Raw genomic sequence first — 14,595 nt, 5'->3', positions numbered from 1 at the left:
ATTACTCAGCCTCTTCCAAGAATCGCGCCCATTCGAGGGCGACGCGGCCCGCCGGTCTCAGCTTCAACTGAGCCTGGCCGCGGGTGAGAAATGCGGCCAGCACCGTGTTACGGGTCTTCTGAAACTCTTTGTTGCGTTCCGGGCCATCCAGGACGCGATGCAGGCGGCGGTGGAGCCGCCAGGGGCGCTGCTGGGCCTCCGCCGCGCGGCGGGTGGAGCGGGCCGGGAGGGTGCGATCGGTCTCCCTGTAAAACGAACCCAACTCGCCGAGGAACTGCGGAGGGCAGCCGAACTCCTCCACCAGGCGGAGCATGGAGGTTTTGAGGTCGGCCGCTTCACCCACCTGTTTCCAGTCGAGCACGCGGCCGAGCAGGGAGATGGAATCGCGGCCCACGCTTTTGGCGATTTCGAGCTGGTGACCGGCCTCGGCGTAGACGCTGGCGGGATCGACATCAGCGGAGGGCGCCAGGGCGAGGGCCATGGACAGAGTCTTGCCTTCGGCGCCGGGGAACTCGCGGAGGAGTTCCGTGGCCGAGCGCTGGAACAGGCGCTCGATCTCACGGGCGAAGGGGATGAGGGCGTCCCAGCTGCCGATGACGGAGAACTCATCGCCGCCGGTGTGCAGAACGGAGACGCGATTCTGGAAATCGGGCTGGGAACAAAGGACTTGTACTTCTCCGGCGAAGAACTGCCGGAAGAAAACGGAGAGCTGGAGGTACTCCTCGATGCTCTGGGCCTTGCGCAGGCGGGTGGAGAACTGGTCGGCGTCGCCGCGAAGAATGCCCCAGGTCTTGCGGCCGTTGGCGCGGGCGGCGAGTTCGAGGCGCGAGGCGGGCTGGGGGCCGGAATCGGCCGGCGCATAGTGGGTGGCCAGCCAATGCTGTTCGCCTTCGGCCTTGAGCAGGCCGGGCGCGTCGGCGTCCCAGACGGCGGCGGAGGTCGCCGGGAGTCCCCGATAGAGGTCAGAGAAGAAGCGGTTCAGGCGCGAATCGTCGGCGAAGGGCTCAAAGATGCCTTCGGGTTCCAGGGCGTCGGGGCCGCGCCAACGGGCCATCTGGTCGTCGAGGCGTTTGCGAACGTCGGTCCAGGCTCCGAGATTCTCGGTGGCGGACCAGGCGAGGCGCAGGCGGTGGCCGCTGAATTCGGCCAGGCGGCGGGTGACGTTGACAAGGAAGGCGTTGGCTTCGGGCAGGCTTTGGTCGGTGAGGACGGCGAGGAAGTGGCCGCCTCCGCTGGCGCCGAGGAGTTCGGGCGCGAGGCCGAGGTGTTTGAGCAGGGCCCGGGGGATTGCCTCGGACAAAAGGGACACGTGAAGGCAACGTCCGGCCAGCGACGCGAGGCCGCCTTCCGAGTCGCGAATAAAAGGCTCAATGCCTAGGAGCTTGCCTTGAAGGAAAATCTGCACGAAGACTGCCTCAGGCCACAATCAAATTCTGAATCTAGCACAGAGGCGGAACTCGTTGTCGAAACTTCGGTTTCCGGACCCCTAGATGCCAGTTCTCGGGCGGTAGCCGGGACGAGCACTGACCCGGAGTTTGCGAGCCACGTCGCTCTTGATCTCAACGGTAATCTTGCGGAAGCCGTCATTCGGGTTGGGCGCCGGATAGTAAGTGACGGTATAGGAGTTCCCCAGGTCTTCGCGGATGGCTTCGAAGGCTTCCACCTGTTTTTGCCAGGTCTTCGCGAAGAAGCTCTTGCCTCCGGTGCGCGAAGCGAGGCGGCGGAAGACGCCGGTGGAGATGGGATCGCGGCTGACGTCACTGGTGGAGATGACGTAGATGGGGATGCCCTCGTCCTCGGCCACGGCCCGGACGTCGTCCGGGGCGACCATGGAGGCGGAGTCGGGTCCATTGGAGAAGACGATGACCACCTTGCGTCCGGGAACCTTGGCGGCGTCGCGCAGGGAGAGCAGGAGCGCATTGTAAAGAGCCGCGTCATCGCCGGCGACGGCGGTGCGCAGACCCTGCAGGACGTCATTGCGGTCGCGGGACAGGGAAGCGGCGCGGGTGAGGTTGCGGGAGAAGGTGTAGACGGCGACGGAGTCGGCCCGATCGAGGCCGCGGACGAAGTCGGCGATGGCGTCCGAGGCGTAGACGAAGCCGCGGTACATGTAATTGGACGTATCGAACAGCACGAAGACATTGGTGCCGACGAAGGCGTCGGTGGCGATGCCTCCCTTTTCGGGGTCAGCCTGGGCCGTGACCATGGGCTTGGTGCTGCCGTCGTCCAGCAATTGGAGCGGCGGTTTATTGCCCTCGGCGAAGGTATTCACTTTCTGAGAGATGCCGTCTTCCAGGATGCGGAAATCAGACGGCTTGAGGCCGTTGACATAGCGGCCCTTGGAGTCGGTCACGGTGAAGCTGAGCACCACCATGTCGACCTTAACCCGGAAGGTGGGGCGTCCCGGCTCCTGCCCGAGGAGGAGAGCCGGCGCGGCGGCCGGGATCAGGGCTCCCGTACTGGTAGCGAAAAAGTGTCGGCGTGTGAACTTCATCATCCCTCCGTTGATCCTAGTCTTCGAGTGCGGCCTTGGTTTCCAGCGCCTGGAGCTTGCGGGTCTGAACGCGGACGCTATCGGCTACCGTGCGCATGGAGCGAAGCAGGGCGGGCCAGTCTTCGAGGTGGGTAGCGAAGATCTGTTCCACGGTGCGTTGGGTCCATTCGGGGAGCAGGACGTTCAAACGGGAAGGCGGCAGGTAGAGCTCGTCGGCCAGGGCGGCGAAGAAGAGATTGTTGGACTCCCAGCTTTCGGCGAGGATGCGGCTGGAGTACCCCATGAGGGTGGGGAAGGTCCGCAGATTCAACAGCTCGGGGTGTTGGGAGTTGGTGAGCGTGGGCTTGGGTGTCCCGAAAGCCTCGGAGATGGCGGCCTGGTTGCAGCGGTCGGGGCAGGCGGCGGTGAGGTGGCGGATCTCGTCGGCGACGAAGGCGCCGGAGTCCATGCGCTGGCTGACGGCCAGGGTGCCGATTTGATAGAGCTCGGCCGGGGTGATCTGTTCGAGGGCGGCGATGACGTCGCCGGCGGCGAGCAGGTCGTCGACATGCCGGACGCGGGCGGGCGGGGCGAGGCGGTCGAGGATGTCGAGGGCTTTGACGCGCACCTCGGGCGAAAGTGCGGAGTCGGCGACGACGGTTTCGCCCAGCCGCATGTGGAGGTCGACGTAGTGGAGCTGGGCCGGATCGACATTCCAGAAGCGGGGGAGCTTGCTGGAGACGAGCATCTGCGGCACGAGGTCGCCCCAGATGAGGGCCTGTTCGCGGGTGGGGATGAGGAAGTTCTGTTCAGCCTCGGCGAGGGCGTAAGGCAGGTTGGCGAGCGAGCCGACGAGGCGGCCGCCGGCGCTGGAGGGCCAGCCGGTGCCGAGGACTTCGGTGGTGCGCCAGGTCTGGTTATTGCCCTGGACTCCGATGAAGTCGTGGCTGCGGGCGAACAGAGGGTTGGTGTAGAGGATCTGCGCCCCGGGTGGTGCGTAGTGGAGGTACAGCAGCCCGACCATCGAGTCGCGCAGCAGCGGGGTGAGCATGCCGCGGGCGTCCTTGAGCTTCTCGGGATTGCCGGCGGCCTTTTCGATGATGGAGCGGAAGTTGAGCTTGCGCTGGGCGTCGATGTGCTTCTCGGTCCAGAAGCCGAAGGAGAAGGAGTTGCGTTCCTGGGACGAGAGCGTGCCCTTGGGCAGGTTGAGGTCGGAGACGCGGGCCGCGAGACGGTTGAGGAGGGCGGCGTTGCCTTTCTCTCCCTTGGCGAGGGCGTCGAGATGGTCGGCCAGATCGAAGAGGGTCTTCACCGAGACGAGCTTCTGGGCCTCGAAGCCCTTCATCATGTCGGTGAGCATGAGCTGGTGGGTTTCGTCGTCGGCGGGGTTGACGGCGCCGGCGAGGAGGTCGAGGAGGCGGTCCTGCGGATTGACTCCGGGGGCGGCGCCGGTGGCTTTGAGGATGGTCTGGATGCCGCCGCGGGCGCCGTCGAAGAGGTCGCGCTCATTCTTGATTTTGGCGAAGGGCTCGATGAGGGAGGCGAGGACCGTGTCGGTCTGGTCAGCGGGAATCAGTTTCTGGCGGACAAGGATCTGCCAGAACCCGGCCAGCGCCTGCATGCTGCCGGCCACATCCGAACGGACGCCCATATCGCGGATGTCCGAGATGGCTTCGGCGGTATCGAGGTAGAGCTTGATGGTGCGATCGCTGATGTTGGGCGATTCGGAGAACAGCGAATACTGGGCTCCGTAGGCGCGCCACTTGATGGCCAACTGGCTGACGGTCGCCGGTTCGAGGGGCTGTCGCCGGTTGCGATCCAGGTCGCTGAGCGACATGAAGATCTTCAGCGGCTCGTTCTCGACGGCCTTGCGGGAGAGGCCGAAGAGAGCCTCGAGCAGTTCCTCGGGTTCCTTCCAGCCGGCGGCTGACTTGGTGAGCTTGCCGTCGTACTTGCCGTTGGGGTGTTCGACGAAGAGCTTGCGCCAGATTTCGATGCCGCCGGGGACCTGCGGCTTGCCGTTCTCGACACGCAAGCGGGTAGAGAGCAGCATGAGGTCGGTATTGGCGCGGAAGACAGGGCGGGCCGGACCCGGGCTGGTGACACGGCCGCGGAGGGCGGTGTAGAAGCGCTTCAGGTGAGCCGGTTCGGAGAGATAGTCCAGCGTGGGGCCGTGGATGCGGAGGAGGGCATCGAAGTAGCTGGCGAGCCAGCCGTCATCCTTGGTGACCAGTTTCTCGATGAACTTGACGCCTTCATTGGGGTTGGCGCCGGCGAGTTCGGCCCAACCGCTGGCGGAGCGGTCTCCCCCGGGTACGCTGACCTTGCCGTTGCGGATGCGGAACATGCCGCCGAAGAAGTCGAAGACGTGGGCGAAGGCGCGGATGCGAGTGACGGGCAGCGACTTGCGGAGTTCCTCGGCGGTTTCGGGGTCGAGCTTCGCCATGCCGAGATAGAGGCGGCAGAGGGACGGGTCGTTCAGGAACGCATCGATGAATTCGCCGCTCTGGCGCTCTTTGTTCGAGAGCCAGTATTCGGGCGCGTACAGGACGGTGACTCGGGTGGGCTTGAAGTCGTAGTGGAAGGGCCGGTTGGTGCGCAGGGCCTGTTCGAGATCGGCCAGGGGGAAGCCGGAATCCATGGCGAGGAAGGCGCGTGTGGCATTGACGGTCTCGAGGACAACGTCGCTGCCGCAGCCGCCGCGCATGCGGAAGCCGAGGATCCGGAGTAGCTCGCCGGTCTGGGCGGAGTCGCAGTTTTCGATATGGATGGCCTTGGATTCGCCGGCGAGTTTGTCGAGTTCGCGGGCCTGGCCGAGGTAGCGGATGACGAGCTTGAGGTATTCCGTGGGCTCGAGGGAATCGCTGCCGCTGACGGCCTGGTAGCCGTTGGTGACGACGTTGCGGGCGAGGGCGAGCAGGATGTCGCGGGCCGGCAGGTCAGGCGAGAGGGCGGCCATGCGCGAGAAGCTGCGGATGGGGCCGGGAATTTCGACGATGCCGGTGGGCAGGGCGGCGATGGTGGGCGCCTGCTCAGCGAGTGTCAGCCCGCTGCCACCAGCCTGGTGCCAGGCGGCGAGATGGCGGCTGGCGGCGGCACGGTCGCCGGCGATGAGGTTGAGTTCGACCAGGCGGCGGAGCGCATGCTTTCCGGCGGGCGTGGCGGGGCCGGACACGGTAAGGAGTTTCTCATAGGCGGCGCGGGTGCCGGGATCGCGCCGCAGGTCCAGGAACCCGGCGTAGGCCGCGAGTGCGGCTGCGTCGCGAGGCGCGGATTTCGCCGCATCTTCGAGAGTCTGCCTGGCGGTGCGGCCTTGTCCGCGCAGCTCCATTTGGCGCACGCGATCGGCCAGGTCGTCCGCCGACCAAGCCAAGGTGAAGGAACAGACCGTCCCCAATAGGGCGAAACGAGCGCTCTGCTTGAGCTTCATCATCCCCTCCCGATCCCAACCAGTCTCACGCTGTGGTGATCGAATGTATCACAGCTTGCTGTCCGTGTGTACGCAGGCGGCGGATGAACAGATTTCCGGCGCCGGCCACAAACGGTTATCTGAAATGGATGCACTAGTTCGCGAATGGATGCAAGACCCTTGAAAGGACGCGGGTTGCGGGGTACCTGGGACCGCGGCGTATTCTGAATGCGGAGGTCGGTACTCAGAATGCGTCTTTTCGCAGTTTTGCTCATGGGTCTTATGAGCCTTCCGCTGGTGGCGGCGGAACATACAATTGCAGTGGTTGGCCTGGTCCATTCCCACGTTTGGGGCCATTTGAACAAGATGGTGCAGGGGCAGTCGGCCCGGCTGGTGGGGGTCGCCGAGAGCGAGCCGGAGCTGGTGGCGGAGGCGAAACGCCGCAAGGTGCCCGATGACCTGATCTTCTCCGACTGGAAGAAGATGATCGATGAGAAGAAGCCGGAGATCGTGTGGTCGTTTGTCGAGAACAACCGGCACCGGGAGATTGTGGAGTATTGCGCGCCGCGCAAGATCCACGTGATGTTCGAGAAGCCGCTGGCGTCGACGTATAAGGACGCGCTGGCGATCAAGGATCTGGCGGCGAAGCACGGCATCTACATCCTGACGAACTACCAGATGGCGTGGTGGCCGTCGAACTATGTGGCCAAGGAGATCGCCGATTCGGGCCAATTGGGCAAAGTCTGGCGGATTCGCGGCGTGGTGGGGCACGGCGGTCCAGGCGGTCCGACGGGTTTGAACAAGTATTTTTTCAACTGGCTGACGGATCCGGTGAAGAACGGCGCGGGCGCGCTGGTGGATTTCGGGTGCTACAACGCGTTGTGGAGCCTGATGTACCTGGGGCGGCCCGAGACGGTGTTCGCGCAGGTGAATCATCTGCGGCCGGAGGAGTTCCCCAAGGTGGAAGACAACGCGACGATCGTGCTGCACTACGCACAGGGCGTAGCGGTGCTGGAAGGCAGCTGGGACCTGCCGCGCAGCTTCCAGGATCTGGAACTGTTCGGGCGGCAGGGCAGCGTGTATATGACGAGCCAGAAGGTGGAGCTGCGGAAGGGCCGGGGGGCGGTGGAAGAGGTTCCGATCAAACCGCTGGCTCCGGAGGCGGCCGAGCCGATTGCGGCCATGGTGCATGCGATTGAGTCGAAGACGGCTCCGTCCGGGATGACCGGCATCGACCTGAACGCGCAGGTGGTGGAGCTGATCGAGGCGGCGAAGGAGTCGATCAGGACGGGCCGGGCAGTGAAGCTCAAGTAGCCGGACGAGCATGGCTGGAAAAGAAAAGGGGCGCCCGGGAGCGCCCCTTTTCTGTGTTTGACTGGAAGCCGCGAGGGCCCGGTAGCCGGAGGGCTTACTGGGCGATGCGGAGGATTTCACTGGCGATGCGGACGAACGCGTAGTTCAGGTCAGTGGGTGTCGGCGCGTAGGCGTACATGCCCGTGTTCTGGGTGTCGGTGTAGATGGGGCTGGCCGGATCGTTGGCGATGCGGCGTAGCAGTTCGTGGTCGACACCGCCGTTGCTGCCCAAGCCGATGGTGTAGAGTGCCGGCTTCAGAGTGGAGTTGCTGCGCGCGGTGGTGGCGATGTTGTCGGCGACGTTCATGCCGGCACCGGTGACGGCCATTGGCACATCAGGACGCTTTTGGCCATTGTAGGTGCCGGAGGTGAAGGTGGCGATCGCCTTGTACCCGGTTGTGCTGTAGCCGTGGATTTCGGTGTCGGGGATATAGGCAACGTCTCGCCGGACATTGGTTGCGCTGCTGGTGAAGGCGCACCCGGAGCCTGCGATGAGCGGGTCACTGACATCCGTGGCCGAAGACGCAGCCTCCTTGATCAGTCCGTAAGTCGCGCCAGTGGACAGGCTGTAGGTGTCACCGGCGGCCTGGGTCAAGCCTCCCACCAGATTGGTTGGGGTCCAGTTGGGATTCCAGTTGGGCGCGCTGTAATTGGCGGAACTCTGGCCCGAATTGCGGTCGTACTTGTCGCCGTTGGCGTCGGTGCAGGTGCTGGGGAGCATGGTGCACGTAGACGACTCACTTGTGCATCCGGTGGGGCCGCCGGAATAACCGTAGCGTGTGTCGGACCTTGTCTTCACAGGGAAGCTGGCATGGAAGAGGTTGGCGTAACCGTCGGTGAAGAGGACGATCATATTCAAGGTGCCCGGCTCGTTAATGGCGACGAGTTGATCGTAGGCCGCGTCCAGGGCTGAACCGGTGCCGGTGCCGCCGCTGCATGTGATGGCCGCAATCCTGGTGAGCATGGACGGGGAGCCGGTCTTGAAGGTCATGGAGGGCGCGAAGTTCAGGTACCAGGCGCCGCCGAAGGTGACGAGGCCGAGGCGATCGCGCTGCTCGGCGAACATGTTTACAAAGGTGGTGGCGGCATTGCGCATGGTGGTGCAAGGCTTGCCGTTGGTGCCGGTGTCCGCCATGGAGCCGGAGCGGTCGAGCACGAGCAGCAGGTTGACGTCGCGGCGCGAGGCCTTACCGGTGGCGACCACGTGAGTGGTGGTGAAGCCCAGATAGCGCATGAAGTACTGCGGCGCATCCACCGAAGCCGTGACGGTGACCGTGCGGGTGCGGTAGGCGGACTCCGCGACGTTAACCGTGATGGCCTGATTCTTCGTGCCGAAGCTGCCAGCCTTCAGGTTTGCGTTGAAGAAGTCGACGGCGCGAGCCTGCGCCGCGGCTGTCTGGTCCGCGATGGTCAGGCCGACGCTGAGGTTGCGCGCGGCGGCGATGGCCGCGGCGTCCGCCGAGGCCGAGATCATGGTTTTCAGCACGAACAGCACGCCCGCATCGACAGCCAAGCCCACGATGGGGATCAGCACGGCGATGAGGACGGCCGTGAGCGGAAGGAAAATACCCTTTTGCCGTGCTGTCCAACGCCGGGAGCGTTTACCTTGGACAATGGCTGAATTCGTGGATGGCATCACTCACCTCTGGGGAGACAAACAACAATGCGCCAGGCTGAACCTGTCAGAAAATGTACCGGCGCGAGATCAGATTGCCGACGTTCGAGCCGGGAACGCTCCAGCTCAATCCTTTGAAGAAGCCTTCGGCCATGAACGCAAACTGACCGGATGTCAGAGTGAGAACATTTCCGAAGTTGGTGGCGCGTGCCGAGGCATCGGTCAGATAGCCTTGCACGTCGCCGTTGGCTGCGAGGCTGCCCGGTGTGCCGAACGCACTGGTTTTGAAGCTGGCGTTGCCGACGACAATCCGGTTGATGATTACGTACTGGTTCATGTTCGTGCACTGGCCAGTCGTTAGTCCGGCGCCCGTGCAGTCTGAGGAGGCGATGTAGGTGACCTTGGAAAGGATGATGACCCCGTTGCCCGAGGTGGCTGTCATATCCAGGCCGGCGGCCAGGCGGACGAGAAGGTTTTGGTTGGAGGCGAGACTGAAGTCGACCCAACGGGCGTACATGTTGGCGGCGTCGCGGGTGACCGTGGTGACCTGGATAGCCCGGCTGGTGTTGAAGCCGACTGAGATGGTCGCCATCATGATGGGGATCAGGAACATGCTGACCAGAGCAAAGTCGACCAGGGAGTGACCTCCCTGGGTTTTCTTCTTGGATTGGCGTGCGAGTCTCATGCGCATCTCAGCTTTCTCAACGGCAGGGCGGTCCTGACGAGCCGCCGGGCAGTCCTTCCATGCGATCGCTCGATCGGGCGAGGATGGTCATGGGTGTTGCCGTGCGCCACAATGGCGCGATCCATCTAAACTGGTAACCCTCGACCGAGACTTCCACGATGTTGCCCGGCATGTTGGAGGCAGTTGCGGCCAGCGTGTCCGGCTTGTAGTAGCGAATAAAAGTCTTGGTTGAGATGTCGGTGGCGGTGAGAAACCCGACCGAACTGCGGCGGACGACTTCCTTAATGGAGGCGTCCTGGCACATGCCGGTCATCGTCTGAAAGGTGACTGCGTAACGGGTGCCGGCCTGGACAGCGTACTGAATCGCGGTGCGGGCATAGAATGCCCGGCCGAAGTCGATAATGCTCAGGACGATGGCGAAGAACGGCAGAATGACGAGCGTAGCCTCAACCATCGCGTTACCGCGCTGGCGACGCCTGGATGGTCGCGAAGACATATGGTTCGCCTCAGTAGCCATGAGAAAGTTCGACCTGAAATAAGTATCGAGTGGTGCCGGTCAAATAACGATTGGGTGGATACCTTACCATGGGTGGGCCGGTACTAGACGGCCGGTACTTTCCGGGTAGGGAAACGCTGAGTTGCGACGTACGTATCAGGGTTCTACTGGAGAACAAGGGGCATAAACTACTGACGGCCCGGCCCGGAACGGCTGGATGGGGCCGGTGCACAGGCAGCGGCCACGTCTCCGCGTTTGGAACCGGCGTCCTTGATTTAATCCCCAATTTCACTCCAGTGCCTCGAGGCTGAGGACTGGCCGGGGCTTCCGGACCAGTTCCCTGTCTATGCCGTCACTGAGTCTATCGGCGGAAGTGCGAAAGGACTTGATTGGGCGGACGCCCTACAGTTTTCGAGGCAGGAACGATTACCAAAAAGAAGGCGGGGCGGCGTGGGGCGGTTTCAGGTAAGGCTCCGGCCCGAAAGCCGCTGGTATTTCAATGGGATGGGTACTAGCGGGCGGGCACAGCCACAGGGGTGGAGCGGTTGGGCCGCAGCAGCAGGGCGGCGCCTCCGGCTCCGAGGCCAAGGGCAATCCACTGGGTCCAGGTGAAGGGGCCACCCCAGGGGAGGGCCTGCTCGTGGAAGCGAAAGAACTCCACGGTCACGCGGGCGACGGCATAAAGAAGGAGATAGAGTCCGAGGATCTGGCCGTCGCGATGGAGCTTGCCGCTTTGCCGGTAGAGGAATGCGGCCAGCAGGGCAACCACTGCTGCCTCATAGAGTTGGGCCGGGTGGAGGGGGATGCCCAGCGGGACGCCGGTGAGGTCGTGGGCGGCGGGGTTTTCAAAGGTGACGGCCCAGGGACGGTCGCAGAGAGAGCCCCAGCAGCAGCCGGCGGCGAAGCAGCCAAGGCGGCCGATGGCATGGCCGAGCGCGACTCCGGGGGCGAAGACGTCGGCGGTCTTCAACCAGGGCAACTTCTGGCGCTTGATGTAAGCCCAGGCGAAGACGAAGGCGCCCAGGAAGCCGCCGTAGTAGACACCGGCCGAGAGCAGGGTGTCGAAGGAGAAGATGCGGCCTGGATTCTTGGCGTAGTAGTCGAAGTCCATCACGAACATGAGGAGCTTCGCTCCGGCTAAGCCGGTGAGAGCGCAGTAGATGGCGAGATTGTTCACCTTCTCGGGATCGATTCCGGCGCGGCGGGCGAGCCTGGTGGTGAGCCAGATGCCGGCCAGGAAGCCGAGCGCGACCAGCAGCCCGTAGGTGGGCAGGAAGAACGATCCAATGGAGATGAGTTTGGGAAACATGGTTCAGGCGCGTTTGCGCGCCGCGATGCGTAGGCGGCGGTAGTCCATGCGCCACTGGCCGGACTCCGCATCATACAAAGTTGGACGGGCCATTTCTTCGTAGCGATTCAGGACAGAGGCGCGCCACTGCGGGGCGAACATTTCCATCCAGTTGGCGAGACCGGCGTCGCCGCCGTCCAGCGGGGTCAGGCGGTCGAACAGGAGGGCATACACTACTTCGAAGCCCGCGTTTTCGAGGACTGTGGCGTATTCGCCGATGCCGGGGAAGTACCAGGGCAAATCGACGGTTTCGCCGCGCTCGCCGAAGATCTCCCTGGCCGCATTGAGGAGTGAGGCGACGTTTCCGGCGCCGCCGAACTCGGCGACAAGCCGGCCGCCGGGTTTGAGGGCGGCGAACATGCGGTCAGCGGCCTGCTGGGGCGGACGGATCCAGTGGAGGGCGGCGTTGGAGAAGATGGCGTCGAACTGCTCGTGTGCGACGTAGTCGGGCAGGCTGGCGTGGATCCAGGAGCCGGCGGGGTAGGCGGCGCGGGCCTGTTCGAGCATGGTTTCGGAGCTGTCGAGCCCGGTGACGATGGCGCCCGTAGCGCCGAGTTTGGCGGTGAGTTGGCCGGTGCCGCAGCCGACGTCGAGGATGTGCTCTCCGGCGGCGGGGGCGAGCAGGGCGATCAGGTCTTCAGCACTCTTCCAGACAAACGAGTGGCGCTGATCATAGAGGGCGGCGTTCCATTCCACGGTGTCAGAGATTCCCATCAAAGATGGTACAGCATCAGGTAAACGACCACGCCCGTGACGCTGACATAGAGCCAGATGGGCAGGGTGATGCGGGCCAGTTTGCGGTGGCGGGCGAGTTGGCCGGTCCAGGCGCGGTAGAGGGTTGTAATCGCCAAGGGGGCAACTGCCACAGCGAGGATCGTATGGGTCAACAGGATGGTGAGGTAGACGATCCGGATGGCGCCGGGGTGCTGAAAGCGAACGGAGCCCACCTGGTAGTGGTAGATGAGATAGCTGGTCAGGAATAGGGTGGAGGTGGTGAAGGCGGCCAGCATCACCTTCTTATGGGCGTCGAAATTGCGGCGGCGGATGAGAACGTAGCCGATGACCAGGAGTATGGCGGACAGGCTGTTCAGGCAGGCGTTCAGCGTGGGTAGATCACGCACTTCCATGTCACAAGACCTCTTTCCGGACCTTGCCGATGTCTTCCACCAGTTGGGGCAGGGCGGTGGCGTCGGTGGTGTCGTAGTAGCCGCGGATGCGGCCCTTGCGGTCGATCAGGACGAAACGGGTGGAATGCTCCAGCTTGCCGTCGCCGACATTGCCGAGGCGGAAGGTGTCGAAGCTGAGTTTATTGAGGGCCTCCGCCGGGCCGGTGAGGAAGGTCCAACGCTCGGGGTCGGCTTTGAACTGCTTGGCGTAGGCGGTGAGGACTTCGGGGGTGTCGGTTTTGGGGTCGACGGTGAAGGAGACGAGTTCGACGTCAGAGAGGTCCTTCGTGTCCTCCTGCAGTTTGTGCATCTGGGCGCTCATGCGCGGGCAGGGGCCGTGGCAGGTGGTAAAGATGAAGTCGGCCACCCAGACTTTGTTGGCGAGGGCGGCGGTGCTTTCATACTTCTGCCCGTCCTGGTTGGTCAGGGTGAAGTGGGGCACTTCCCCTAGGGTGGGGAGGCCGGAATTCAGGCAAGCGGCCAGACAGAGACAGGCCGCACCCAGTGCGGCGGAGGAAAGGATCTTCATTGCCAACTATTAGAATAGCTTGTAGCTGTCGATAATCAGGGCCAGGTAGAGGAGCGGCAGGTACATTACGCTCGCCTTGAGGACGCCGCGGGCGTTGAGGGACGTGCGGTCGCGGCTGAGGCGGGCGGCCGAATTCAGGAAGAATCCACCCAGGACCAGGGCTGCGGCGAGGTACAGATTGCCGGTCATGTTGAAGAAACTAGGCAGCAGGCTGATGGGGATCAGGGCTAGGGCAAAGCCGAGGATCTGGCGGGAGGTGGAAGCGCCGTCGGGCTCGACCACGGGCAGCATCTGGATGCCGGCCTTGGCGTAATCGTCACGATACATCCAGGCGATGGCGTAGAAGTGGGGGAACTGCCAGAGGAAGATGATGGCGAAGAGGATCCAGGCGTCGATGGTGAGGACGCCGCGCGCGGCGGCGAAGCCCAGCAGCGGAGGCATGGCTCCGGGGAAGGCGCCGACGGTGGTGGACCACCAGGTGCGCTGCTTCATCGGGGTGTAGAGGCAGAGGTAGCTGGCGACGGTGAAGAGGCCGAGCCAGGCGGTGAGGGGGTTGACGCCCCAGCCGAGCTGGAGTTCTCCGGCGACCAGCAGGGCGATGCCGAACAGCAGCGCGTTGCGGGGGGTGACCTTGCCGGCGGGAATAGGCCGCTGGCTGGTGCGATTCATCTTGGCGTCGGCGTCGTGTTCGTACCACTGGTTCAGGGTGGCCGTGCCGGAGGCGATGAGCGCCGTGCCCAGCAGGCAGTTGAACAGCAGGAGGAAATCCACCGAACCCTGATGGCCGAAGAAATAGCCGATGCCTGTACTCATCAGGATGAGCCAGGTGATTCTGGGCTTGGTGAGATCGAGATAACTTCTCATGAATGATGCCCCGGGGAAGCCAACTCGTGGCGCGATGAGCCCGTCTCCGGAGCTTGCTCCACATGGCGCAGGATTTGCGCCGACAGAACTACAGTCAAGGCGAGGACCAGCGCGCCGGTGCCGGCGTGGGTCATTAGGGCGGCGCGGATCGCCAAACCTGCTTCGGCGCCCATCATGCGGGCGACCAGCGCGGCGACTCCCAGCACGACCTGGATCCCGATGAGGCTCAGCAGCCAGACGCAGGTGCGTTTCATGCCCGCCAAGGCCTGTGCGTGAGTCATTACCGAAACGGCGACCATCATGACAACGATGGCGGCGATGAAGGCCCAGACCACGTGCGGGACGGCGCCCATGACTTTGTGCCGATAGGCGGCACCGAGGGCCACTTGCAGAACGACGACCGCCGGAGCGGCGACTGCCATGGAGCGCAGCGAGGGCCAGCCGGAATCGGGTACAACGGCTGTCGAGGAGGCCGCGGGTGAGGTTCGCCAGGCGGCTAAAGCCAAGCCGGCGAACAACATATGAGCCAGCCACGCGGTGACCGCTTCGACTTCAGGCGCAGCCAGGGAGCCTACCGGCGGTACGCCATAGACAATGGCAGCCAGCGCGCACGCCGACAGCAGGACGAGAATTCGGTGCAACCACGAACCGGACATA

13 protein-coding genes are annotated in these 14,595 nt (G+C 63.9%); 1 reads left to right on the top strand and 12 read right to left on the bottom strand.

What is annotated here, in order from left to right; all coding sequences use genetic code 11:
* Position 1 precedes the first annotated feature (1 nt).
* The 3 genes from IRI77_RS19610 to IRI77_RS19600 form a co-directional block, all read right to left on the bottom strand.
* On the bottom strand, positions 2-1,405 hold the full coding sequence (locus IRI77_RS19610; RefSeq protein WP_194446726.1) for a Cas10/Cmr2 second palm domain-containing protein: 1,404 nt from the start codon (positions 1,403-1,405) through the stop codon (positions 2-4).
* Between the two features lie 81 nt (positions 1,406-1,486).
* Positions 1,487-2,497, bottom strand: a complete 1,011-nt coding sequence (locus IRI77_RS19605; protein WP_228486216.1) for a VWA domain-containing protein — start codon at positions 2,495-2,497, stop codon at positions 1,487-1,489.
* A gap of 13 nt (positions 2,498-2,510) precedes the next feature.
* Positions 2,511-5,906, bottom strand: a complete 3,396-nt coding sequence (locus IRI77_RS19600) for a hypothetical protein (protein WP_228486215.1) — start codon at positions 5,904-5,906, stop codon at positions 2,511-2,513.
* Between the two features lie 258 nt (positions 5,907-6,164).
* On the opposite strand from IRI77_RS19600, the gene IRI77_RS19595 reads away from it, so the two are divergent.
* Complete coding sequence (locus IRI77_RS19595) at positions 6,165-7,196, top strand: Gfo/Idh/MocA family protein (RefSeq protein ID WP_194446725.1); 1,032 nt, start codon at positions 6,165-6,167, stop codon at positions 7,194-7,196.
* 94 nt (positions 7,197-7,290) lie between these two features.
* On the opposite strand, the gene IRI77_RS19590 is transcribed toward IRI77_RS19595, so the two are convergent.
* The 9 genes from IRI77_RS19590 to IRI77_RS19550 form a co-directional block, all read right to left on the bottom strand.
* On the bottom strand, positions 7,291-8,871 hold the full coding sequence (locus IRI77_RS19590) for a vWA domain-containing protein (RefSeq protein WP_194446724.1): 1,581 nt from the start codon (positions 8,869-8,871) through the stop codon (positions 7,291-7,293).
* 46 nt (positions 8,872-8,917) lie between these two features.
* Positions 8,918-9,535, bottom strand: a complete 618-nt coding sequence (locus IRI77_RS19585) for a hypothetical protein (protein ID WP_194446723.1) — start codon at positions 9,533-9,535, stop codon at positions 8,918-8,920.
* A gap of 16 nt (positions 9,536-9,551) precedes the next feature.
* Positions 9,552-10,031 carry a TadE/TadG family type IV pilus assembly protein gene (locus tag IRI77_RS19580; protein WP_194446722.1) on the bottom strand — a complete coding sequence of 160 codons (480 nt, stop codon included), beginning with the start codon at positions 10,029-10,031 and terminating at the stop codon, positions 9,552-9,554.
* Between the two features lie 511 nt (positions 10,032-10,542).
* Positions 10,543-11,340 (bottom strand): prolipoprotein diacylglyceryl transferase, encoded by a 798-nt coding sequence (gene lgt, locus IRI77_RS19575; protein ID WP_194446721.1) that lies wholly within the window; start codon positions 11,338-11,340, stop codon positions 10,543-10,545.
* A gap of 3 nt (positions 11,341-11,343) precedes the next feature.
* Positions 11,344-12,093, bottom strand: coding sequence for a class I SAM-dependent methyltransferase (locus IRI77_RS19570; protein ID WP_194446720.1), 750 nt, complete (start codon positions 12,091-12,093; stop codon positions 11,344-11,346).
* Positions 12,093-12,506: a DUF420 domain-containing protein gene (locus tag IRI77_RS19565; protein ID WP_194446719.1), complete on the bottom strand. Its 414-nt coding sequence runs from the start codon at positions 12,504-12,506 to the stop codon at positions 12,093-12,095. The genes IRI77_RS19570 and IRI77_RS19565 overlap by 1 nt, the downstream gene beginning before the upstream one ends.
* A 1-nt stretch (position 12,507) precedes the next feature.
* The gene (locus tag IRI77_RS19560) at positions 12,508-13,074 is read right to left on the bottom strand and encodes an SCO family protein (RefSeq protein WP_194446718.1); all 567 of its coding nucleotides are present in this window, start codon (positions 13,072-13,074) and stop codon (positions 12,508-12,510) included.
* 9 nt (positions 13,075-13,083) lie between these two features.
* Positions 13,084-13,938 (bottom strand): heme o synthase, encoded by an 855-nt coding sequence (gene cyoE / locus IRI77_RS19555; protein ID WP_194446717.1) that lies wholly within the window; start codon positions 13,936-13,938, stop codon positions 13,084-13,086.
* Positions 13,935-14,594 carry a hypothetical protein gene (locus IRI77_RS19550; RefSeq protein WP_194446716.1) on the bottom strand — a complete coding sequence of 220 codons (660 nt, stop codon included), beginning with the start codon at positions 14,592-14,594 and terminating at the stop codon, positions 13,935-13,937. Before IRI77_RS19550 ends, cyoE begins: the two co-directional genes overlap by 4 nt.
* Position 14,595 lies beyond the last annotated feature (1 nt).

Source organism: Paludibaculum fermentans, assembly GCF_015277775.1.
GTDB lineage: Bacteria > Acidobacteriota > Terriglobia > Bryobacterales > Bryobacteraceae > Paludibaculum > Paludibaculum fermentans.
The sequence above is the reverse complement of the archived record's forward strand: the minus strand, read 5'-3'. Positions and strand labels throughout refer to the sequence as shown.

What these genes read in the sequence shown, in the direction of transcription:
- IRI77_RS19585 (WP_194446723.1), bottom strand. Translation starts at nt 9,535, where the DNA reads ATGAGACTCGCACGCCAATCCAAGAAGAAAACCCAGGGAGGTCACTCC.
- cyoE (WP_194446717.1), bottom strand. Translation starts at nt 13,938, where the DNA reads ATGAGAAGTTATCTCGATCTCACCAAGCCCAGAATCACCTGGCTCATC.
- IRI77_RS19565 (WP_194446719.1), bottom strand. Translation starts at nt 12,506, where the DNA reads ATGGAAGTGCGTGATCTACCCACGCTGAACGCCTGCCTGAACAGCCTG.
- lgt (WP_194446721.1), bottom strand. Translation starts at nt 11,340, where the DNA reads ATGTTTCCCAAACTCATCTCCATTGGATCGTTCTTCCTGCCCACCTAC.
- IRI77_RS19570 (WP_194446720.1), bottom strand. Translation starts at nt 12,093, where the DNA reads ATGGGAATCTCTGACACCGTGGAATGGAACGCCGCCCTCTATGATCAG.
- IRI77_RS19595 (WP_194446725.1), top strand. Translation starts at nt 6,165, where the DNA reads ATGAGCCTTCCGCTGGTGGCGGCGGAACATACAATTGCAGTGGTTGGC.
- IRI77_RS19550 (WP_194446716.1), bottom strand. Translation starts at nt 14,594, where the DNA reads ATGTCCGGTTCGTGGTTGCACCGAATTCTCGTCCTGCTGTCGGCGTGC.
- IRI77_RS19580 (WP_194446722.1), bottom strand. Translation starts at nt 10,031, where the DNA reads ATGTCTTCGCGACCATCCAGGCGTCGCCAGCGCGGTAACGCGATGGTT.
- IRI77_RS19560 (WP_194446718.1), bottom strand. Translation starts at nt 13,074, where the DNA reads ATGAAGATCCTTTCCTCCGCCGCACTGGGTGCGGCCTGTCTCTGTCTG.
- IRI77_RS19605 (WP_228486216.1), bottom strand. Translation starts at nt 2,497, where the DNA reads ATGATGAAGTTCACACGCCGACACTTTTTCGCTACCAGTACGGGAGCC.
- IRI77_RS19590 (WP_194446724.1), bottom strand. Translation starts at nt 8,871, where the DNA reads ATGCCATCCACGAATTCAGCCATTGTCCAAGGTAAACGCTCCCGGCGT.
- IRI77_RS19600 (WP_228486215.1), bottom strand. Translation starts at nt 5,906, where the DNA reads ATGATGAAGCTCAAGCAGAGCGCTCGTTTCGCCCTATTGGGGACGGTC.